This window comes from Rhizobium sp. Root1204 (assembly GCF_001424965.1).
Taxonomy (GTDB): Bacteria; Pseudomonadota; Alphaproteobacteria; order Rhizobiales; family Rhizobiaceae; genus Pararhizobium.
In genome coordinates, this window is the sequence record NZ_LMCZ01000021.1 from 83682 (window position 1) to 104021 (window position 20340).

Genomic DNA, 20340 nt, shown 5'->3' on the forward strand with positions numbered 1-20340 from the left:
TCAGGATGTGGCTACCGTCGTGTCGCTGTCGCTTCGCCAGCGCAGGAATTTTGCCGGAACACCGGCGACGACCGAGAATGGTGCGACATCGGAAACGACAACCGCTCCCGCACCGACGATCGCGCCCTTGCCGATTGTGACACCGGGAAGGATCGTTGCATTGGTTCCGATATCGGCCCATGCGCCGACGCGGACCGGCTTGATTTCGAGGTCCGTGCGGATGATCGGCACGTCGATTGGAATCGCCGTGTGGCTGGAACCAAGCAGCTTGGCGCCTGGCCCCCAGCCGACGTATTCCTCGATCACAAGGTCGCGCGCATCAAGAAACGCCTGCGGACCGATCCAGACATTGTCGCCGATCACGCATGTTCCATCATACCGGCCCTGAACATAAGCCTGCGCTCCAATGAACACGCCGTTGCCGATCTCGAACGTTTCGGGATGCTTGAACCCGGCACCGCTTCCAATATTCAGGCCGCCACCGCACCGGCGCGTGGCTGCCTGCCAGATCGCCTTGCGCATCAAGGCATCGACATACCCATCCACGGCTGAAAAACGGCCATAGAGCTCGACAAGGCCAGCGGCACCATATGAGCGCTTGAGTTCGGCGGCGAGTTCACGCTGGAAATCCGGGTCTTTAGTGATTTCGCGACGGCCGTGAACCGCTTGAACGATCCGGGCAACGGAGGTGATGTCAGCTGACATAGGCGTCTTGCTCCACCGCGCAGACCACCTGTTCGACCTGTCTTGCCGTCATTTCAGGATAGATCGGTAATGACAGAACCGTGCGTGCAGCAGCTTCCGAGACCGGGAAGTCACCCTGCCGGTATCCGAGGTCTTCGTGCGCCTTTTGAAGATGAACCGGAATGGGATAATGCAGCCCGGACTGGATACCCTCGGCTTCCAAAGCGCGATGGAGGCCGTCCCGATCCCGGCAGCGAACGGCATAGATATGATAGACGTGCCGGCGATACGCCACTTCCACGGGTGTTTCCACGGTGTCCAGATTGGAGAGCATCGAAGAATAGCGTGCGGCATGCGTCCGGCGCGCCGCGGTCCAGGCGTCAAGATGCCGAAGCTTTACCCGCAGGATCGCACCTTGGATGCCGTCCATGCGGTAGTTGAACCCTTTCACGAGATGGTGATAGCGCCGTTCCTGGCCCCAATCCCGCAGCATGCGCATGGTCTTGGCGTGGGCATCATTGTTGGTGACAATAATGCCGCCCTCGCCGCAGGCGCCGAGGTTCTTGCCGGGGTAGAAGCTGAAACAACCGGAAGCGCCGATACTACCTGCGCGGCGGCCTTTGTACTCCGCACCGTGAGCCTGGCAGGCATCTTCGATAACGGCGATACCGTGGCGGGCGGCAATTGCCATGATGGCATCCATATCGGCCATCTGGCCGTACAGATGAACAGGGACGATTGCCTTTGTGCGCGGCGTGATCGCCGCTTCAAGTTTGGCGGGATCCATGGTCAGCGTGACAGGTTCGACATCGACGAACACCGGCAATGCGCCGGCATAGCAGATCGCCGATACGGTCGCGACGAAGGTAAATGGAACGGTAATGACCTCATCGCCGGGGCCGACATCTGCGGCGAGCAGGGCCAGGTGGAGTGCACTTGTGCCGGTGTTGACGGCTACGGCGTGTTTCGCGTCGCAGTAAGCCGCGAACTCCTCTTCAAATTGAGCAACCTCCGGACCGAGCACATATTGTGCCGAAGCCAGTACGCAGAGGACCGCAGCGTCGATCTCGTCCTTGATCGAGGCGTATTGTGCTTTGAGATCAAGGGACGGGATCATGCGATCAGCCTCGCTTGTTCCAGCTCGACCACGCGGCCGCGCTGCGCAAGAGACTGGGTTGCCGCTTCCAGAATGCGCACGACACGCAAACCGGCATTGCCATCGACGATCGGCTGCAGGTTTTCTTCCACGCAATCGACGAACTGTTTGAGTTCACGGCCCAACGCCTCGGTCATGTCCAGCTGCGGCGCATACATATCGCCTGTGCGATAGCCGACCAGCATCTGGTACACCTTCTCGCCATTGCGCTGCGGGTTGCCATTGAGGGTAATGCCCTTGTCGTAGATCTTGATCTTCTCGCTGGGCTCGAGGTCGTCATAGACGATCATCTTGTTGCTACCGCCGATCAGTGTCCGGCGCACCTTGACGGGTGCGAGCCAGTTGACGTGGATATGGGCGATCAGTTTGCTTTCGAAAAACAGGTTAAGATAGGCGATATTCTCTGGTTCGCCGGCGACATGGCTCATCCCGGTTGCCGACACCGCGACCGGCTTTTCCTTCAGCACATAATCCATGATGGAGAGATCGTGGACGGCCAGGTCCCAGATGACGCTGACATCATGCTGGAACAGGCCGAGATTAACCCGCACGGAATCGTAGTAATACATGTCGCCAAGGCCGTTTTCGACGACTTCGCGCATCTTGCGGACGGCGCCCGTATGAACGAACGTATGATCGACGGCGAGAACAAGACGGCGGCGCGCAGCTTCATCGACCATCCGGCGCGCCTCATCCACCGTCGAGGCCATCGGCTTTTCGACGAAGACGTGCTTGCCCGCCATCATTGCTTTCATGGCAAGCTTGAAATGGGTCGAAACCGGTGTGGCGATCGCGATCGCGTGAACGCGGGGGTCGCGCAGAACCTCTTGGAAATCGCTGGTGATCTCCACGGCCGGATAGCGCGCCTTAACGGTCGTCAGCCGCTCCGGCATAAGATCACAAACATACAGAAGGCGCGCATTGGGTACCTCCGCTAGGTTTCTGACAAGATTGGGGCCCCAATAGCCGTAACCGATCACCGCTATGCCGATCATTATACTCTCCTGGATAAAGGGGTTTTGGCCGGTGCGCCCTGGACGCGACCGATAATGTTTGCTGGAACACCTGCGACGATGGCCCAGTCTGGAACATCTTTTGTCACCACCGCGCCCGCGCCGATGACCGCACCGATGCCGATCGTCACCCCCGGAAGGATTGTCGCATTGCTGCCAATCGCCGCCTGACTTTTGACCAGTGTGGGAACAACTTCCCATTGGCCGTCAGTCACCAGCTCGCCGTCGGAATTGACGGCACGCGGGTAGAGATCGTTGGTGAACATGACACCATGGCCGATAAAGACGCCGTCTTCGATCTGCACACCTTCGCAGATGAAAGAGTGGCTGGAGATTTTGCAATTCCGGCCGATGACGGCGTTTTTCTGGATTTCGACGAATGTACCTATACGGGAGCCTGCCCCCACTTGGCATCCGTACAGATTGACCAGATCAGGGTGGTGAATGATCACCCCTTCATCCAAAATGACACTCGATGCGATCATGCCGCGAAGACCCCAAGCCGCCAACTATGCTGAATTCAAACGGGTTGGATGCGGCGATTTCTGCCGCTAAACCATCGGTTATTGCCCCGTTGCTTTTGAATTCTTCCGCATTCAGAAGAATTCCTTTCGACCAGCGAGTAAAGGGAACAAAATGCGGTAATCCGCACTTCGAAAGGCGTAGCCGGGCAGAGGGTGTTGATGCTTCCTGCTGCGGGGCTTGCACCTATCGGCTCCAGCCATGGATGCTTCCATCAAAAGGGGGCTTGCAGGGCATCCCTCCCGTGCAGCTATGGCAAGCTGCGTGTGTTAGCCTGGATTCTGGGCAAAGGCGTTCGGCTTGATGGACCAGAGGCAGGAGCAAACGATGCGCTAGGTACCGCGATATATCAGGGCGCCTTACTTTGCTTGAAACGTGCCATTGCGTTGCGGGTTTTTGGTATGGACGGGGAGCGTCCGGTCAACACAGCCTGAGCCAAGTTTTCGACTATGCGATGGGTCGTTGAGGCCGCCGTTTGAACAATTTTCCAACCGCGATAGTGCCGATCAGGTGCATATGGCGGGGATAGTCTCCGAGCGCGGCAGTCAGAAATTTCACGGCGCTCCGCGTTTTTCCCGCGGTATAAAAATAACGGGCGACATCGATCAGCATCAAGGATCTCTGTTCCTTGCGCCCGCACAGCACCTGCCTGTTCTTCTTCAGGATGCGGAGCAAACCGATGATTTCCCGGCGTCGATTTATCGAAATGCTGTCGCGCGAAATGAACCCGAGCACGACCGGTTCTATGTCTTCATAGATTGACGTGTGCTGGGCCAGCCTGATGGCAAAGTCCCAATCTTCATTGGCCCGGGCGCAGACATCGAACCATTCCGCATCCGGAAAGCAGTCCTTTCGAAACAGAGCATTTTGCAGACTGATCCGATTTTGTGTGAGGAGGCGTCCGAGTTGGTCGTCGTCAAGCGACAGGCGCCCTTCGGGAGGAGGGTCGTAAGCCACCCGGCCGGATCCGTAATTTCGTTGATTGTCGCGCCCATAGACAATTTTCGCGCCGATAACGACACCGACGTGGCCGGGCATCTTGGAAAACAATGCAAACTGCTTCTGCAATTTTCCGGGTAACCACAGGTCGTCGCTGTCCTGGAACGCGATATATTCGCCTTTTGCGTGACAAAGTCCGGTGTTTCGTGCAGCGGCGGCACCGCCGTTTCGAGCGCGCCTTACATAGCTTATACGGTGATCGCTGAAACTGCGCACGACACTTTCGACGTCCTCCGTCGATGCATCATCGACGACAATCAGCTCCAAGTCCTGATGGGATTGGGTGAGGACGCTGTTGATCGCTGCAGCGAGGCAATTGCTCCTGTTATAGGTGGGCAGAATAACCGATATCGTCATCAACTAATTTCCACATACTCAAACGACAGAGACATCGTAAATGCGTTGCGGCAGTACGTCTGGCCTCGGCGCGACGTCTGTGCAATGACCGCGGTTCAAGTCCCTGACGAGCGCGATCCAGCTGTTCCGGCGTAAGGGACCGCCCTGACCAGCGCAATCTAGCTTTATTCATAAGCAGGTCGCCAAGAGGGGAGGCGGCGGGATGCAGCGTGGCCGAAGCTCCGTCCTTTGGAGGAGCCTGCGTTCGCCCGATAGGTGATTTTCAGCTGTCGACTGAAACGGCAGGCCGCATAAGAGGTAGCTGTTTCGGCAAAAACCCCGCCCCCTCTCGACCAAAATCCAGGTTCTTATTGCGCAAAGACTTCGACAGAGTGCAGCCTCATTCAAACGGGTTCCGGCGTCACGGAGTGAAGTTGTGTTTAATCTCCTGCAGATTGCAGTTTCCAGCACGGCGTGCCGCGCCTCTAAGGCAAGCCAGAAATCCGGCCATGGCTTGACGCAACCGTCTCGGCTTGGGTTTACCCTTTCAAATCGGGTTCCTCAGTAATGCACACGAAGCGTGTCGCAAGACGGCGGGCGGAGTTCCACGAGCAGCCACGGCAGCCTGGCTCCGACGCTCGGCCTGTCTTTGCGCGCAGCGCGGATCGTGCGGTCGTTGTTCGCGCGCTTGCAGGGTCTGAGAGAATTGCCGAGTCTGCGAGCCAAAATGCCTTGTCTTGGCCGGCCGTTGTATTTTTGATCACCTTGATCATTCCCTGGATCATCGAGCTCGGCTCGTTGCGCCTGTCGGTTTCCCGCCTCATCCTGATTGCTGCGATCATCCCGTGTCTGGTCATGTGGATGAACGGTAAGGCCGGGCGGATCAGGGCGCCTGATATTCTGGTGATTTTGTTCTGCCTCTGGTGCTCGCTCAGTCTTGCCGCAGTCCATGACCTGGCCACTTCAGTCCAGTCCGGCGGGATGATGGCGATTGAAACGATGGGAGCTTATTTTCTTGCGCGCGTGTGTGTCAGGAATGAGAGGCAGTTTTACGGAATGGTTAAGACCATCTTCTTGTTAATATTGCTTCTTCTCCCATTCTCCATCTATGAATCCGTAACAGGCTCGAACGTAGCGCTCAATTCGTTTCGGGCTGTTCTACCCACTCAGATCGATTATGCGATGGCGCCACGATGGGGCCTGCGTCGTGTGCAGTCGGTCTTCGATCATCCGATTTTATACGGGGTATTCTGCACAATCGTTTTTGCCCTGGTGCACAAGGTTCTGGGGCGGAACCTTTCACTGATACGGCGATGGGGTCGATCGGCGTTGGTGTTCGTGGCCACCCTTTTGTCAATGTCGTCTGGCCCATTGAGCGCACTGGTGATGCAGGCCCTTTTGATGTCCTGGGGATGGATTCTACGCGATTTTCCCTATCGATGGCATGTTCTCGCGGGGGGCTTTGCTGCGCTTTACCTGGGGATTTCCCTGCTTTCGAACCAATCCTTTTTTGAGTTCTATGTTCACTATTTTGCCTTTAGCCAAGATACGGGATGGGATCGCATTCGCATCTGGCACTACGGATGGCTTTCGATCTTCAATCATCCAATATTCGGCATCGGCTTTCATGAGTACCAGCGGCCGGAATGGATGGAGCCGAGCATCGATATGTTCTGGCTGATCAATTTCGTGCGTTTCGGATATCCCGGTGGTATCCTGATGTTCCTGGCTTTCGCGTGGGTCTTTTTCAGTACCGCTTTGAAAAAAGGGCTGACCGCGCAGCAAAATGACTACCGGACCGCTTACCTAATTTCCATGATTGGCATCTTTACGGTGGGGTGGACGGTCCATTTCTGGAACGCACCCTATTTGCTGATCATGTTTTATCTGGGAAGCGCATCCTGGATGCAGGATATTAAAGGCGGCGAAGGTCAGCGCATACAAGCCGGCTCAAAGCGTACGGGCCGAACAGTGCGAACACCGTCATGAGATTTTGGATCAAACCTCGGTGGCATGCAATTTCCTGGTTGCTTGCTGCGGCTGTGGTACAGAGCGCGCCTTCAGCGTCGAGTCAGCCAGCGATCCTGACACAGCCATCTGCTGTTGCGATGACGAAGGACGCTTACCCTGATGAAACGAATACTGGTATCCCTGCCAACACCCCCCTCAATAGAGCGGCCACTTTAACTCTGAACGTCCCCGGAGCGACAGTCAGTGGCCTGGATTTTGCCGGAACTGTCTCGATAACCGCACCGAACGTCACGCTTCGCAATTGCAGGATAAGGGCAAACGGCTGGGCTGTGCTGGACATCCGTGCAGATGGCGTGACCGTTGAGAATTGCGAGATCGATGGTCAAGCCGCGCCTGGTATCCGGGGTATCAGCATTTCCGGCAGTAACGTCACGATACGCCACTGCAACATCCATCATACGGAAGACGGCATATACCTCACAGGCTCATCAAAAATAGGTATCGAAAACAACTATATCCATGACCTGCAATCCCAGTGGGACGGTCCTCATTTTGATGGAATTGCCACGGATGGCGGGATCGCCGATGTTCTCATCCAAGGAAATACCATCGTCAATCCGCACTCGCAGACGTCGGCGATCATGCTTAGCAATTATTTCGGGCCGATCGCGCGCGTGCGCGTTGAAGGAAATCGCCTCGTCGGCGGCGGATATACGGTCTATTCGGACGGTCAATTCGGTGGAGGCAAAATACGAAACGTCTCATTCGTCAATAACAGAATGGGAAAAGGTTATTATGGGTACGCATCGATGAACAATAATTCTCCGGATTGGTCCGGAAACTTTGACGATACACTTGGAACAATATTGAACCAATAACAATTGGCACGCATTGGGGGCCCAGACGACATGAAGGACCTAACGATTAGCCGCTTCAGAACTGCTCGCGGGCGCATTCTAAGACGTCAGATTGAGAAACTTGCCGATCACCTGGGGAGGCCTGTCGCTATTCTGGACGTTGGCGGGCGGCCGGACTATTGGGATAACGTTGGACATGAGCGTATTAGCGAAATTCGGCTTTTGAACATAGATGAGAACGAGATCGACCGGCACGGATTGTCGAATCTCTTTACCAGTGAGATCGGCGATGCGCGCAACTTGAAAGGGTATGCCGATAAGTCGGTTGACCTGGTTCATTCCAACTCGGTGATCGAGCATGTCGGTGCGTGGCCCGACATGAGCGCGATGGCATCCGAGATGCAACGTGTAGGCCTTTCCGGGTGGATACAGACGCCAGCCTGGGAGTTTCCCATCGAGCCGCACTTCCGGCTTCCTTTCCTGCACTGGTTTGCTCCACCCATCCGCCGTGCCGCCCTTAAGTTGTCGAGGGACTATGGCGCTTCCGACATCGCCGTGCGGCGTTATCACACGGATCGGATTAACCTCCTGTCCTACAGCGAAGTCAGAGCTCTGTTTCCCAAGGGCGACATATATGTCGAGAGATTTATCTTCTCGAAAAGCTATTCCGCTCGATGGGGACCGGTGGGCGAATGAAGGCGCCGTTCTCACGGGCAGGAGTATAGGCTGCCGGATTGCCACGTTTACCGTGGCGATGAAGGGCGAGTTGTCGGGCAGGCGCGGTGGACAATTTTGCAAACGTTGCGACGTCAGCTGGTGTGCCCGTTGTCCACGGAAAAGCCATTCTGGAAATTTGAGTTTAACCTGCTGCTGCATTTCCTGAAACAGTAATAATACAAATTTAATATTTAAAATACTTCAAAGTTATTCGCATCATTGTGATTTCATTGAATATGCCGGGTCTCTCCAGTCTCGGCGAGATTGCAAAATCCCCCCTTCAGTCTTTGGCCGGCGAGCTTCTTCTGGCAAAACCCGTAGAAAGGTATTGGCCATTTTCGCAAGTAGCCCCCTTCTTCCTTCCCTCCGGAAGCGCTCCCTTTCGCCAGGGAAAACAAATAATTTAAGGAATCATTCAAATACTAGGCAACGCCGGTAATTTGTGTAATATAAGAAACTGCGAATAGATATTTTGATTTTTTAGAAATGTATCACAGGTTGAAGTCATAGTAAGAATCTGGGGCTGGCGCGTGCGTTTTTTAACGACCTTGGCAAAAGGCAAGGGCTGTTGCACGTGCGTTTTAGGAGTGAATATGTATGAGCTCACTATTGATGACAAATGGCAAGGACATATCGAGTAACCTTTTTCATTCTATAGCAGTTGATCCTCCTCATACTGAAAAGGATAAAAGAACCGGTGAGTTGCCACGGGGGCGCTCGCTTTTAATCATTGACGATCGCGCACTTGACCGGCAATGCCTCGCCTACTGCATCTCTGCCCATAAGATGGATATGGATGTGCTCGCTTTCGGTTCTGTGAACGAATGGGAGCGCAAGCGGCATGACTACCCGTCACTGGCTGCCGTCCTGCTGAATATAGGCGGGAAAAAAATTGGTGATCCTGGGGTGTCCGAGGAAATCACCAGGCTTTCTTCAGCCTTTGAAGCGCCCATCATTGTTCTCGCTGATGCTGATGACCTTCCGCAAATAATGAAGGCGTTGGAGTGCGGAGCAAAGGGTTATATTCCATCTTCCGTCAGCATTGACGTCTGTATTGAAGCGATCGCTCTTTCAATGGCAGGCGGTATCTTCGTGCCGGCCAGCAGCGTATTCGCGATGCGACAGGCAATTGAGACCGGAAGTCCGGCTGCGCGTCCGTTGACAGGCATGTTCACGGAACGGCAGGCCGAAGTCGTTGAGGCGCTTCGGCGTGGCAAAGCCAACAAGATCATCGCCTACGAACTCAATTTGCGGGAAAGCACCGTCAAGGTGCACATCCGCAACATCATGAAGAAGGTCAAGGCGACCAACAGGACCGAAGTCGCTTACAAGATCAAGGATCTTTTCCCGCTTTCTTCCGTTTCCGCCAACGAAGGACGGAATGAGACGATGAAGGGAAGTGAGCACTAACATTGATCCGGACTGGTCTTCATGTACTTTGGGAAGATCATTTGGATTTGTTCCGTTCGGTAAATAATCAGCAAAGCACCGGGTCGTCTTGGTGCTTTGCTTTTTTGTGCGGGCCTTTTTTCAAAGACCCGTCCCTTTGAGGACAACCATTGGCGTCAGGAACAGAATCCACAAATCAGCACTGAAGGACATCATGGCCGAATAGCGTGTGTCATGCATCGCGCGCTCGACGAAGGTGCACGCATTGCGCTCACTGATTTGCCATAGGCCAGTCAAGCCGGGGCGCATGTTGAAGTAGGCCGTTCCGGGATAATGCTGCCGCTGTTCGGGAAGCATCGGACGCGGGCCAACCAGACTCATATCTCCAGCAAGGATATTCAGCAGTTGCGGGAGTTCATCAATTGAATATTTGCGCAGATACTTTCCCAGCCACGTAATGCGGGGATCGTTCTCAAGCTTCTGCTTGGTTTCCCATTCGGCCTTCGCCGAGGGGTCGGTATCCAGATATTCTTGCAGCCTCTTCTCCGCATCGACGGCCATCGTCCGAAGCTTCCAAAGATTGAAGATCTTCCCGCCCTTTCCAACGCGTGGTTGCGAGAAGAAGGCCTTTCCGCCCTTCACCTGGATCAGCAGGGCAAAAACAGTGACGATCGCCAAAGCGAACGGTGCCGCCAACAACGTCGCAGTGATGTCAAAAAAACGTTTGGCAGTAAGATAGAGCGATCGGGATTTGGTTTTTCGGTTGTATGTCGGATTATGTGCAACAAACCGTAAGGGATATCTTAGATTGCTTTCCGACATAACGCCTCCAAAATGGCTTCTTTTTGAAAAGAACCGCACAAGGGGCGTGCAATATGTGAGTATAATCTCGAATTTAGAGGATTATGTATTTCCTCATTTTCGTATGTATTGCCCCAATAGCCGTTATTAATAAGATATTAACCATTGGAAGAGAAATCGCAATAAATCTAATCTAAACAATTCGATGTAGGTCAGGTTGTCGTGAGAAATATCCGGATTTGATTAAACGCTCATCCGACAGGTTGCGGCCGGGTGGATGACAGGAAAAGGCACGGTCAACTCACCGGCGGATGGTGCTTGGAACGGCACGCGAGGTGTATTCGACCAAGTTCTGTCAGCTTGAGTGCGTGCCGCATGCGGGTTGCACGGCGATGTGAGTGTGCCTGTTGCAGGCCGATTTCCTGGGAGCATGCAACGTGGAGGTATCTCAAGATCCTTCGCGGTTCCAGTTTTCGACAAAGCGGCCTGCATCGCCATGAAACACCAGGCCGAACATCCGGCGACCTCTATGAAGCCGAATACGGGTTAAGCATGCGAGCGCGAGCATGCGATTTCGGACACCGGATACGCGATCCGTCTTGAAGATTTTGAAGGCTTCCGCCAACGGTGAGCCGACGACAAGGATGCCATCGACAAGCCAGCGCAGCATCGCCCCTCGGTCACCGGCAACTTTGCGGAATTCGTGGGCTACGTGCCGGTCCCAACGGCGCGCCAGATCGGCAAACGACTTGCACGAGGGGGTAAGAACTCTTGCCTCGGGCAGAAAGATAATGCGGTGGCCTCTCGCCGTTGCCCGCTGTCCCCAGTCGGTATCCTCCATCGTCGAGATCCCGCCGAAAGGTCCTACTGACTGAAAAACCTTCTTTCTGACCGCCATGTTGCCTGTTGCGGCAAATCCGTATTGTTCGACGTAAGCGCGTGCGCGGTAGCTATAGATACTTTCATAGGATTCAATCGCGCTCGGATATCGGGGGTCCGTAACCAAAATTCCGATATCGCCGCCGAGAAGAGCGACGTCGGGCTTGTTCGCCATCAGGCTGACGATCTCTTTTACCCAGCCGGGCTGAGCGACGCAGTCACAGTCTATAAAAGCCAGTAGGTCCGCGCGCGCGAGATCGGCGCCACGATTGCGCGCCGGTCCCGGGCCGGGAACAGTCTCACGCTCTAAACGGAGATCCGGAATACCTGCACATGCCGCCGTAGGCATTTCCGCCGAGCCATTGTCCACCACAATGATCTCGAACGGAATGCCATCTGCGCGTTGTGCATCCAAAAAAATAAGGCACTGGCGCAGATCGTCCGGTTCGTTGAGGTGAGGCACAATCACGCTGAGCTGCAAAGGAGGTAGCATAATAGGGGTTTCCTACTGGATTCAGGCCTGGCTTTGATTTCGACAGCGATGCACCCCCGGCCACGGCAATACCTGCCAATTTTCACTGCGGCTGATCGTCAATGTTCTCCTCATAGGATGAACGGAATGACCGAGCGTAGGAAGACGGTCTGGTCTTCGCCTTGAGGCGCATCAAGATTAGTCTCACCATCCACTTTAGGAGGACCCGGTCCTGCGCCAGAAAACCGGATAAGCCCTTCGGTGGGCGGCGGGGCATAAGCGGAGTTTCCGCTTACCTCCTGTCACATGCCGGCAAAGCCTGAATGCGCCGGGCTGCCTGGAGTGAGGCGTTCTGACGCTGATTGGCAGCCACGCAGGCTGAGAGGCTATCTACAGTATAGGTAGATCAGCTACGTCCAAAAGTATTAATTTAGCAGGCAGTGCTCTGCCGCTCACCCTACATTGACCATCTGTTCCGCGATTTCGAACCACTGAACAATGAACATGGCCACAGTACTGGTCTGGCTCAGAAGTTGGGTGTCTGCGTAATGGGTAATATAGACTTAAAATTCTACTTCTCGATCCTGCTGCGAAGGCTGCCTTATCTCATGGCGATTGTGATCGCGGCCGTGGTGTCGGCTATCGCGGCGACGCGTTTCATTTCACCGGTCTACAGTTCGAGTGCCAAAATCCTGTCCGAGGCGCCACAGATTCCGGCTGAACTTGCGCGCTCAACCGTTCCGCTAGGGGCTGTTGAACAATTGCAGATACTCCAGCAGCAAATCACCACCAGAGATGATCTGCTTGCTCTGGCAACCAGGCTGGCAGTCTACGACAGTGCGGAAAACAAGCCTCTCGAGGACGATATCGTCAGAGATATGCGGTCCCGGATAAAGTTTGAGCAGCTGCAGTTTGACACACCGGGCCGCGATCAGGGAGCGACTGTTTTCAGTGTGTCCTTCCTGGCCGGCAAGCCGGATATGGCGGCCAAAGTGGCCAACGAACTGGCAGCAATGATTTTGAACAGAAATCAGCGTCAACGGACGGATCGTGCCGGAAGCACGTTGCAATTCTTCAACCAGACCGTCGCAAGACTATCCTCAGATTTGAACAAGCTCGAAACGGATATCCTCAAATTCAAGACCGAAAACAAAGACACCCTTCCGGAAAGTCTTGATTTTCGCCGTACACAGCAGGCTAGCCTACAGGAAAGGTTGATTTCGCTTGAACGCGAGGAACCCGATCTTCGCATGAAGCGAGGCAACCTGGTCGCGACATATACCAATGCCGGGCAGTTTGTCGGAGCGGTTGCGCTCACGCCGGAACAACAGATTCTTGCGGATCTCAATCGGTCGCTCGCGGAGCAGCTCGCAATCTTTTCGGAGACGAGCCCTAATATACAGGCTTTGCGCGCGAGGATCGCGGCGCTGCAGAATAACCTGTTGTCCGGGCCTTCGCAGGGGAAAAACAGCGAAAATTCGTCTCCTGCCAGACAGGCCGCTCCCTTCGGTCTCGATCTGCAGCTGGCGGATATCGATAATCGTCTCCAGGCCGTGGCCGCAGAAAAGACCTCAGTCATCCGTGGTATCGACGATCTGACCCGTTCGATTGCTGGCACCGCCGCCAGCGAAGCCGCGCTGAATTCAATGGAGCGAAACCGCCAGAATATTCAAATGCAATACAATGCCGCCATAGCCAGGCGCGCAGAGGCCCTGACCGGCGAGCAAATTGAAATGCGTGCAGACGGCGGCCGGTTTTCACTTCTTGAATCGGCGACGCCGCCCGTCAGGGCGATCAGCCCCCAACGCACCCGCATCGTTGCTCTCGGCGGCCTGGGGGGAATTGGGCTTGGGCTGGCCATCGTCGTGTTGCTCGAGCTGCTCAATAAAACAATCCGCAGGCCGGCGGAACTTGCGCAATTGCTGCAGTCGCAACCGCTCGCCACGATTCCCAACATTAGAACTTCGGGCAAGATGCGTTCCCCAAGTCACAAGCGCCGGATAGCGGCAATGCTTGCTGCAGCGCTGATGCCGCTTTCGTTCATTGGGGGCACGGAAAGTTCAATGTGGCGGCCACTCCCCAGCCACGGCACCGTCGAAGCGCAGAGAGAATGGGATGCCGCCCTTTCGAGAGCGGAAACCTTCGTCACAGGCAGAGTTTAAATCATGGATCAAAATAGAGCATCCCTACAAGACAGTCTCAGATTGCAAAGTGGTGATCAACTGGCGGAGCAGGCAATGCAGGCATGCACGCGGCTGGGATTTGAAATCGCATGGGCAAGTCTCGAGGAGCTGGATCCAGCACCGAGTACGACTTTTCGAAGCCGGATCGTCACGATAGATCGGTCCGATCCGGCCCATGCTCCCTTCGACATGATGCGCACAAGGGTTCTGCAAAGTCTGCGTCAAAACAACTGGACGTCGATTGCGATCACCTCGCCGACAGCGTCCTGCGGGAAATCGCTGGTTGCGCTCAATCTGGCATTCAGCCTCGCACACCAACAGGACTGCCGAACGCTGCTGGTCGATCTTAATCTGAAGCGGCCGCAAATCGGCAAGATGCTCGATGTTGATGGCCAGACCTCCATGGAAGACTTCTTGAAGGGCGATGCGCAGATCCACGATGTCTTCCGGCGCTACGGCGATAACCTGGCCGTGGGTACCAACCATCAACCGGTGCAGTTTTCTGCTGAATTGCTGCAGAGTTTGGAGGCTGCAAGGATATTGCAGGACTTGCGCGTGCGCATGGGGCCAGACGTTATTTTGTACGACTTGCCCCCAATGCTCTCTAACGACGACGTGACAGCATTCCTGCCGAATGTGGACTGCGCAATTCTGGTTGCGGCAGCAGAACACAGCACGTTTACCGAGGTCGATCGTTGCGAGCGGTATCTGTCCGAGCGGACGAACATGCTCGGGGTTGTTTTGAACAAGTGCCGATATTGCACCGATTGATGACGAAATCCGAATAGGGGCGAGAGTGTCTCTTGTTCTTACCCGCCAAAGTGATTGCCAACGCTGGATCAAAGGAAATTGGCATGCGCAAAATACTCGTCGTCTATGGCACTCGACCGGAAGCGATCAAGATGGCTCCATTGGTCCATGCACTCGCTTCCTCGCGCCATTGCACGCCCATCGTCGCCGTGACCGGCCAGCACCGTGAAATGCTTGATCAGGTCAATCGGCTGTTCGAAATTCAACCCGACCATGACCTAAACATCATCACGCAGGCTCAAACGCTTGAGAGTGTCACCGCTCGCGTTCTTGCCGGCGTTTCCAATGTCATTGAAATCGAAGCGCCCGACGCGCTTGTGGTCCAAGGTGACACGACAACCTGCTTTGCCGCCGCGTTGGCCGCCTTCTATCGAAAAATTCCCCTGATCCACCTGGAGGCTGGACTGAGAACGGGCGAGCGCGACAACCCCTTTCCAGAGGAAATCAACCGCCGCTTGACCACTCAGCTCGCAGCACTGCATCTGGCCCCCACCAATACCTCGAAGGTTAACCTCCTTAACGATGGCGTCACAGCCGACGATATTGTCGTCACGGGCAATACCGTCATTGATGCTCTGCTACATGTGTCCGGGCGTAACACTCAGACCGAAAATCAGGATCTCCAGCGGATCACGGGCCGGAGGAGCGTTCTGGTCACGGCGCATCGGCGCGAATCCTGGGGCGAGCCGATGGCGCAAACCGCTCGCGCCATCGCGCGGCTAGCACAAAAATTTCCGGAGATTTCCTTTCTGCTTCCTGCTCATCTCAACCCGGCAGTGCGCAGCGTTCTGCTTCCCCCGCTGCAGGGGCTGGAGAATGTTCAGATTACGCAGCCGCTCGATTATGGTGACTTCGTCAAGGCCATGCGCGATTGTTCTATCGTATTGACGGATAGCGGTGGTGTGCAGGAAGAAGCCCCCACCTTTGGTAAGCCGGTTCTCGTCATGCGCGAAACCACTGAGCGGCCTGAAGCCGTTGCCGCCGGCACAGTGCGGCTGGTTGGAACGAATGAGGACCGTATCGTTAGTGAAGTGACCGAATTGCTGACGAACCGGCGGGCCTATCAGGAGATGGCGCGCGCCGTGAATCCCTACGGAGACGGGCAGGCCGCAATGCGGTCAGTCCAAGCGATCGAGCATTTCTTCGCGCTGGGAGAAAGACCGGATGAGTTCGATGCTGGACCGGGTGCCCCTCAAGCGCCAGCCGTTGCACGGACGATGAGCGGTTTTGCTGCTTAATATCAGCCTCTTTTGATAAGCATGTGGTAATGTAGTGGATGCCGGCCCAGCGTTCGTCGCAAGTCAGCCCGCTACGGATAGCTACCGGCCCTGCTGGAGAGCCGCTGGACAACAGTGTTCTGCCCATCGCTGACCAGCCGGTAAAGGCTGGTCTCTCTTGTGTACGCCTTAAAGATATCTGCTCCGAAAATCTCCGTTCAAGAATGCCGGCAAATGTTTGAGTAAGTATCAAATGGAAAGCCCACGCCATGAGCGAAAACGACATGTCAAAATGGGAGGTGGACGCCGATAACAAGCTGAAGGCCTATACCCTCTTGGAATGGGGTGTAGCCGTTGGCGAACCGTATCATGTCATGTTGCGGATTGGATATGCTGTTTCCAAGTGGGAATGGGACACCTACAAGGATACCGACCGCTCGCCGCATCAGTTTCAGACGGCAATGTCTCCGACTGCGGCCAAGGAGCTTGGAGCGCTTCTCATCCTCTACGCAGAGGAGGTGGAAAATCAGGTTCCTTCAAAGGGCGAACAAAACTGACAGTGCCGAAGGCAAACGGCGTTCGCGCAGCCAGGCTCCCGCCTGCGCTCATCATTCGTTGATGGGCCTCAAACCGTTGTTCAAATAGGTAGTTTTTTCAAGTGGCCGCTCCAGAGCGGCTGGTTTGCCTCTTCTTGTCATTCCGTTCTCGGCGGAAGCACTCCACAGACAGCATAATCGGGAAGTACAACCTACTCCAAAGAGACAGGCCGCCTTCACCCCTTGCAGCGATGGCTGCTTCGGCAAGGAGAGAATATGCTGGATGCTTATCTGTTCATCAGGGGCAATTTATCGGGTTTAACCGAAAAGGAGATGACAATGTCGTCAAGCAAAGAGAAACAGACGCAAATCAATGGTGCGCGGCGGAATTTTCTCGGTTTGGCCGCAGCGACTGGGGCGAAAGTTGCGGCACTGAGTGCCTTGGCAGCAACAACAATACTGCCGGCCTCGATTGCCCAGGCGATGGGGACGCCGTGGTGGAAAAAAGGCGGCGACGGAGGCGGAAATCCCATGTGCTTTCTTTGCGGCACGTCGATCATGACTCCGGCAGGTGAAGCCAGCATCGAGAGCCTTCAAGTCGGTGATTTGGTGAAAACCGCGCGTGGCAAGGACATGGCAGTCAAATGGATCGGCCGTCACCTTTACAGGCGAAACGGTACGTCCTGGCAAGCGAGCGTCGTCCCGATCCGCATTGCGCGGCACGCGATTGACGAGCAGACACCACGCCGGGATCTCTATGTCTCTCCGGGACACGCTCTCTTGATTGATGGTGTGCTCATCAGAGCAAAGGATCTTGTCAACGGCATCTCCATTGCACCCGCGCTTCCGGATGATCGGGAGATGATTGAGTATTACCATATCGTTCTTGATACCCACGAGGCGATCCTGGCGGAGGGGGTCGCTGCCGAAACCTTCCTTCTCAATGCCAACAATCACGAAGCGTTCACCAACTTCGGTGAATTCAAGCGCCTCCATCCTGCCGGTGAGACGACAGTCATGACGCCGTTCGCACCAGTCGTGGCGCTTGATTCCGGCCGGGAACACCTGAAGGCGTTGTTGCCGATGCGGATGCGGCGCCTCTTGCATCTGCGTGAAACAGCGCGCAACGCTCGCCAAAGGTTCGCGGTGCGTGCTGAGCAACTCATCAGCTGAGAGCTGACGTATAGGTCGCATCCAGAGGCGGTTTGGGCCGCCTCTGGTTTGTTTGAATGGGGATGAGGCCGCTTTAGCGGCCTCACTGCGTTACAGCACGAAATAACCCTTGGCGAGCGAGACGGCATCATCCAGGTGAATGGCGAAATCGGCCTTCCCGTCACCGTTGACATCACCGTAGACATAGGTGTCGGAGGCAGCCTTGACGTAGCGCAGTTCTCCCGCCTTGCCGGTGAACGCCGCGGTGCCGACGTAGGTGAAGGCCTGATTGCCGGATGCTGCGGTGTTCGCATCGATCGCCGACAGATCGATCCGGTCACCGCCGGTGCCCGAGAAGTCGAAGATCGTGTCGCGGCCACTCACCGCCACTGTCGAGTCGGGTAGCGCCTTGAAGGTAAAGGTATCAGCGCCAGCGCCTCCCGTCTCCCTTGGCGAGCGAGACGGCATCATCCAGGTGAATGGCGAAATCGGCCTTCCCGTCACCGTTGACATCACCGTAGACATAGGTGTCGGAGGCAGCCTTGACGTAGCGCAGTTCTCCGGCCTTGCCGGTGAACGCGGGGGTGCCGACGTAGGTGAAGGCCTGATTGCCGGATGCTGCGGTGTTCGCATCGATCGCCGACAGATCGATCCGGTCACCGCCGGTGCCCGARAAGTCGAAGATCGTGTCGCGGCCACTCACCGCCACTGTCGAGTCGGSYAGCGCCTTGAAGGTAAAGGTATCAGCGCCAGCGCCTCCCGTCAGATCATCGGCCCCAGCTCCGCCATACAGCACGTCATTGCCTGCACCGCCGTCCAGGACATCATTGCCTGCACCGCCGTCGAGGATGTCATTGCCCCCACCACCACTGAGCAGGTTGGCGCCAGCATTGCCGTAAAGCTTGTCNACCGCCGTCCAGGACATCATTGCCTGCACCGCCGTCGAGGATGTCATTGCCCCCACCACCACTGAGCAGGTTGGCGCCAGCATTGCCGTAAAGCTTGTCRGCGTAGTTCGACCCGGTCAGCTGCTCGATCGAYACATAGGTGTCGCCCTTGGCATCGCCCGTGTTGATGGCGGCATTGGCAAGACTGGCGGTCACGCCAGCCGTCGCGCTCGCATAGGACGCCGTATCGGTTCCTGCTCCGCCATCAAGTTTGTCGGCGCCTGCACCGCCGTCCAGGACGTCATTRCCCGCCCCGCCGGTAAGCACATTGGCGCTACCATTGCCGTAGAGCTTGTCGGCAAAGCTTGAACCGGTCAGCTGCTCGATCGACACAAAGGTGTCACCCTTGGCATCGCCGGTGTTGATGGCGGGGTTGACAAGGCTGACGGTCCGCCATCAAGCTTGTCTGCGCCTGCACCACCATCGAGGATGTCGTTGCCCGCCCCGCCCTTGAGCGTGTCGTTGCCAGCAAGGCCGCTGATGGTGTCATTGCCGGCAAGGCCGTCAATCGAGTCGATCCCCGCCGTGCCGGTGAGAATGTCATCCCCGCTTGTCGCGCCAGTAGGAACGGGCGTTGGCCAATTGGTGCCGATTTCGTCATTGTTCGACAGGAGGGGTGTATTGCCCTTGAAGTAATAATAGCCCCAATGGCCCTGACCGAGTTCGTTGTTGGTGATTTCAACACCGGAAATTTTATCGGTGCTGCTGAAACTGCCATCTGAGTAGATGGTATAGCCGCCGCCTGCGAGATAGTTGCCGTCTATCTGAATGTCGGAAACCGGCCCGAAGTCATTGTTGATCATCACGGCCGAGGTTTGGCCATTGTCGTTGATGATCGTGTTGTGTCGAATATCGACGCCTGAAACGCCGCCGTTGATCTCGATGCCATCGTAGTGCGGGCCACCCCAAACTGTGCCGGCACGGACATTAGGAGCATTCATATCGTGGATATAATTATCCTGGATAAGGCTTGCGCCTGTCACATTGATGCCGTTCTCCACGTCGTGGATATCGTTACGCAAGAAGGTACCCGAACCAAAAATGCCGTTCGCGCCATCCTTGCTGCTTCCAACGTTTAGAATCTCGTTGTCTTTAACGATGGTGCCCGTAATGCCTGGCTTGATCCAGATGCCCGTCCAGTCAGTAGAGGTGATGCGGCTATTTTGAATTGTGACGTTCGGGGCCATGACCCAAATCGTTCCCTTGACATCAAGAGCATTGATGACAGTGCCTGCCTTGGTGACGTTTACATCGCCAGATGGGGTCAGGATAACGCCATCCGGAAGACCGGTGTTGGTCGCATTCGGAAATCCCGCGAGCGTTTTGGTTGAGGTAATAGCCATACTTAAGGGCTCCCGTTTAAGTGCTGGAATTTGGGAGGTAACCTCCACAGACGAACCGGGTGCAGATCCCCGCTTCAGGTTCCGGCCAAGTCGTTTTCACTTTGAAGCTGACGCTTGACGCAAGGAACGGGCACAGCAATCCGCCGCAAGATTGCGTCACCGATTGTTGCCGCCAGAGGCGGTTTGGTCCGCCTCTGGTTTGTTTGAATGGGGATGAGGCCGCTTTAGCGGCCTCACTACGTTACAGCACGAAATATCCCTTGGCGAGCGAGACGGCATCATCCAGGTGAATGGCGAAATCGGCCTTCCCGTCACCGTTGACATCACCGTAGACATAGGTGTCGGAGGCAGCCTTG

The 20340-nt window shown here is 55.7% G+C and carries 17 protein-coding genes and 3 pseudogenes; 9 read left to right on the top strand and 11 right to left on the bottom strand.

Translation table 11 applies throughout. The features are described from left to right. The 5 genes from ASC96_RS18380 to ASC96_RS18400 all read right to left on the bottom strand — a co-directional run bounded on the left by ASC96_RS18380 (position 1) and on the right by ASC96_RS18400 (position 4731). Positions 1-705: an acyltransferase gene (locus ASC96_RS18380; protein WP_060504576.1), complete on the bottom strand. Its 705-nt coding sequence runs from the start codon at positions 703-705 to the stop codon at positions 1-3. Next, the gene (locus ASC96_RS18385; RefSeq protein ID WP_060504577.1) at positions 695-1801 is read right to left on the bottom strand and encodes a DegT/DnrJ/EryC1/StrS family aminotransferase; all 1107 of its coding nucleotides are present in this window, start codon (positions 1799-1801) and stop codon (positions 695-697) included. The genes ASC96_RS18380 and ASC96_RS18385 overlap by 11 nt, the downstream gene beginning before the upstream one ends. After that, positions 1798-2835 (bottom strand): Gfo/Idh/MocA family oxidoreductase, encoded by a 1038-nt coding sequence (locus ASC96_RS18390; protein WP_060504578.1) that lies wholly within the window; start codon positions 2833-2835, stop codon positions 1798-1800. The genes ASC96_RS18385 and ASC96_RS18390 overlap by 4 nt, the downstream gene beginning before the upstream one ends. After that, positions 2835-3338, bottom strand: coding sequence for an acyltransferase (locus ASC96_RS18395; RefSeq protein ID WP_060504602.1), 504 nt, complete (start codon positions 3336-3338; stop codon positions 2835-2837). The genes ASC96_RS18390 and ASC96_RS18395 overlap by 1 nt, the downstream gene beginning before the upstream one ends. A 484-nt stretch (positions 3339-3822) precedes the next feature. Beyond that, positions 3823-4731, bottom strand: coding sequence for a glycosyltransferase (locus tag ASC96_RS18400; RefSeq protein ID WP_060504579.1), 909 nt, complete (start codon positions 4729-4731; stop codon positions 3823-3825). A 546-nt stretch (positions 4732-5277) separates the two neighbouring features. Here ASC96_RS18400 and ASC96_RS18405 point away from each other — a divergent pair. From ASC96_RS18405 to ASC96_RS18420, 4 genes are all read left to right on the top strand, one after another. After that, complete coding sequence (locus tag ASC96_RS18405; RefSeq protein ID WP_060504580.1) at positions 5278-6699, top strand: O-antigen ligase family protein; 1422 nt, start codon at positions 5278-5280, stop codon at positions 6697-6699. After that, positions 6696-7559 carry a right-handed parallel beta-helix repeat-containing protein gene (locus tag ASC96_RS31960; protein WP_082512158.1) on the top strand — a complete coding sequence of 288 codons (864 nt, stop codon included), beginning with the start codon at positions 6696-6698 and terminating at the stop codon, positions 7557-7559. Before ASC96_RS18405 ends, ASC96_RS31960 begins: the two co-directional genes overlap by 4 nt. Positions 7560-7589: 30 nt before the next feature. Next, entirely contained in the window at positions 7590-8234 is a 645-nt protein-coding gene (locus ASC96_RS18415; protein WP_156397646.1) for a class I SAM-dependent methyltransferase, read from the top strand. A gap of 618 nt (positions 8235-8852) precedes the next feature. Next, entirely contained in the window at positions 8853-9665 is an 813-nt protein-coding gene (locus tag ASC96_RS18420; RefSeq protein ID WP_060504583.1) for a response regulator transcription factor, read from the top strand. Between the two features lie 120 nt (positions 9666-9785). Here the strand turns inward: ASC96_RS18420 and ASC96_RS18425 are convergent, their stop codons facing one another. Both ASC96_RS18425 and ASC96_RS18430 read right to left on the bottom strand, forming a co-directional pair. Beyond that, positions 9786-10466 carry a sugar transferase gene (locus ASC96_RS18425; protein WP_060504584.1) on the bottom strand — a complete coding sequence of 227 codons (681 nt, stop codon included), beginning with the start codon at positions 10464-10466 and terminating at the stop codon, positions 9786-9788. Positions 10467-10893: 427 nt separating this feature from the next. Continuing rightward, positions 10894-11817: a glycosyltransferase gene (locus ASC96_RS18430; protein WP_060504585.1), complete on the bottom strand. Its 924-nt coding sequence runs from the start codon at positions 11815-11817 to the stop codon at positions 10894-10896. Between the two features lie 527 nt (positions 11818-12344). Here ASC96_RS18430 and ASC96_RS18435 point away from each other — a divergent pair. From ASC96_RS18435 to ASC96_RS18455, 5 genes are all read left to right on the top strand, one after another. Next, positions 12345-13958 (top strand): Wzz/FepE/Etk N-terminal domain-containing protein, encoded by a 1614-nt coding sequence (locus ASC96_RS18435; RefSeq protein WP_082512159.1) that lies wholly within the window; start codon positions 12345-12347, stop codon positions 13956-13958. 3 nt (positions 13959-13961) lie between these two features. Continuing rightward, the gene (locus ASC96_RS18440) at positions 13962-14750 is read left to right on the top strand and encodes a CpsD/CapB family tyrosine-protein kinase (RefSeq protein WP_060504586.1); all 789 of its coding nucleotides are present in this window, start codon (positions 13962-13964) and stop codon (positions 14748-14750) included. 83 nt (positions 14751-14833) lie between these two features. Further along, positions 14834-16027 carry a UDP-N-acetylglucosamine 2-epimerase (non-hydrolyzing) gene (wecB, locus tag ASC96_RS18445; protein WP_060504587.1) on the top strand — a complete coding sequence of 398 codons (1194 nt, stop codon included), beginning with the start codon at positions 14834-14836 and terminating at the stop codon, positions 16025-16027. A 248-nt stretch (positions 16028-16275) separates the two neighbouring features. After that, complete coding sequence (locus ASC96_RS18450) at positions 16276-16563, top strand: hypothetical protein (RefSeq protein WP_060504588.1); 288 nt, start codon at positions 16276-16278, stop codon at positions 16561-16563. A 255-nt stretch (positions 16564-16818) separates the two neighbouring features. After that, positions 16819-17715 (top strand): Hint domain-containing protein, encoded by an 897-nt coding sequence (locus tag ASC96_RS18455; protein WP_244482174.1) that lies wholly within the window; start codon positions 16819-16821, stop codon positions 17713-17715. A 90-nt stretch (positions 17716-17805) separates the two neighbouring features. Here ASC96_RS18455 and ASC96_RS18460 read toward each other — a convergent pair. The 4 genes and pseudogenes from ASC96_RS18460 to ASC96_RS34285 all read right to left on the bottom strand — a co-directional run. Beyond that, positions 17806-18135 (bottom strand): annotated as a pseudogene (locus ASC96_RS18460) (M10 family metallopeptidase C-terminal domain-containing protein); the annotation flags it as partial. Continuing rightward, positions 18119-18601: pseudogene (locus ASC96_RS32795) on the bottom strand (hypothetical protein); the annotation flags it as partial. The pseudogenes ASC96_RS32795 and ASC96_RS18460, both read right to left, overlap by 17 nt. 1 nt (position 18602) lies before the next feature. Continuing rightward, positions 18603-18974 (bottom strand): annotated as a pseudogene (locus tag ASC96_RS34425) (calcium-binding protein); the annotation flags it as partial. Continuing rightward, positions 18956-20032, bottom strand: coding sequence for a hypothetical protein (locus ASC96_RS34285; protein ID WP_156397652.1), 1077 nt, complete (start codon positions 20030-20032; stop codon positions 18956-18958). The gene ASC96_RS34285 and the pseudogene ASC96_RS34425, both read right to left, overlap by 19 nt. Positions 20033-20340 lie beyond the last annotated feature (308 nt).

Bases quoted from the DNA above. Each gene is read 5' to 3' on its own strand.
- ASC96_RS18390 (WP_060504578.1), bottom strand. From the start codon at position 2,835: ATGATCGGCATAGCGGTGATCGGTTACGGCTATTGGGGCCCCAATCTT.
- ASC96_RS18435 (WP_082512159.1), top strand. From the start codon at position 12,345: ATGGGTAATATAGACTTAAAATTCTACTTCTCGATCCTGCTGCGAAGG.
- ASC96_RS18455 (WP_244482174.1), top strand. From the start codon at position 16,819: ATGCTGGATGCTTATCTGTTCATCAGGGGCAATTTATCGGGTTTAACC.
- ASC96_RS18430 (WP_060504585.1), bottom strand. From the start codon at position 11,817: ATGCTACCTCCTTTGCAGCTCAGCGTGATTGTGCCTCACCTCAACGAA.
- ASC96_RS18395 (WP_060504602.1), bottom strand. From the start codon at position 3,338: ATGATCGCATCGAGTGTCATTTTGGATGAAGGGGTGATCATTCACCAC.
- ASC96_RS18450 (WP_060504588.1), top strand. From the start codon at position 16,276: ATGAGCGAAAACGACATGTCAAAATGGGAGGTGGACGCCGATAACAAG.
- ASC96_RS18400 (WP_060504579.1), bottom strand. From the start codon at position 4,731: ATGACGATATCGGTTATTCTGCCCACCTATAACAGGAGCAATTGCCTC.
- ASC96_RS18415 (WP_156397646.1), top strand. From the start codon at position 7,590: ATGAAGGACCTAACGATTAGCCGCTTCAGAACTGCTCGCGGGCGCATT.
- ASC96_RS18420 (WP_060504583.1), top strand. From the start codon at position 8,853: ATGAGCTCACTATTGATGACAAATGGCAAGGACATATCGAGTAACCTT.
- ASC96_RS31960 (WP_082512158.1), top strand. From the start codon at position 6,696: ATGAGATTTTGGATCAAACCTCGGTGGCATGCAATTTCCTGGTTGCTT.
- ASC96_RS18425 (WP_060504584.1), bottom strand. From the start codon at position 10,466: ATGTCGGAAAGCAATCTAAGATATCCCTTACGGTTTGTTGCACATAAT.
- ASC96_RS18385 (WP_060504577.1), bottom strand. From the start codon at position 1,801: ATGATCCCGTCCCTTGATCTCAAAGCACAATACGCCTCGATCAAGGAC.
- ASC96_RS18440 (WP_060504586.1), top strand. From the start codon at position 13,962: ATGGATCAAAATAGAGCATCCCTACAAGACAGTCTCAGATTGCAAAGT.
- wecB (WP_060504587.1), top strand. From the start codon at position 14,834: ATGCGCAAAATACTCGTCGTCTATGGCACTCGACCGGAAGCGATCAAG.
- ASC96_RS18380 (WP_060504576.1), bottom strand. From the start codon at position 705: ATGTCAGCTGACATCACCTCCGTTGCCCGGATCGTTCAAGCGGTTCAC.
- ASC96_RS18405 (WP_060504580.1), top strand. From the start codon at position 5,278: ATGCACACGAAGCGTGTCGCAAGACGGCGGGCGGAGTTCCACGAGCAG.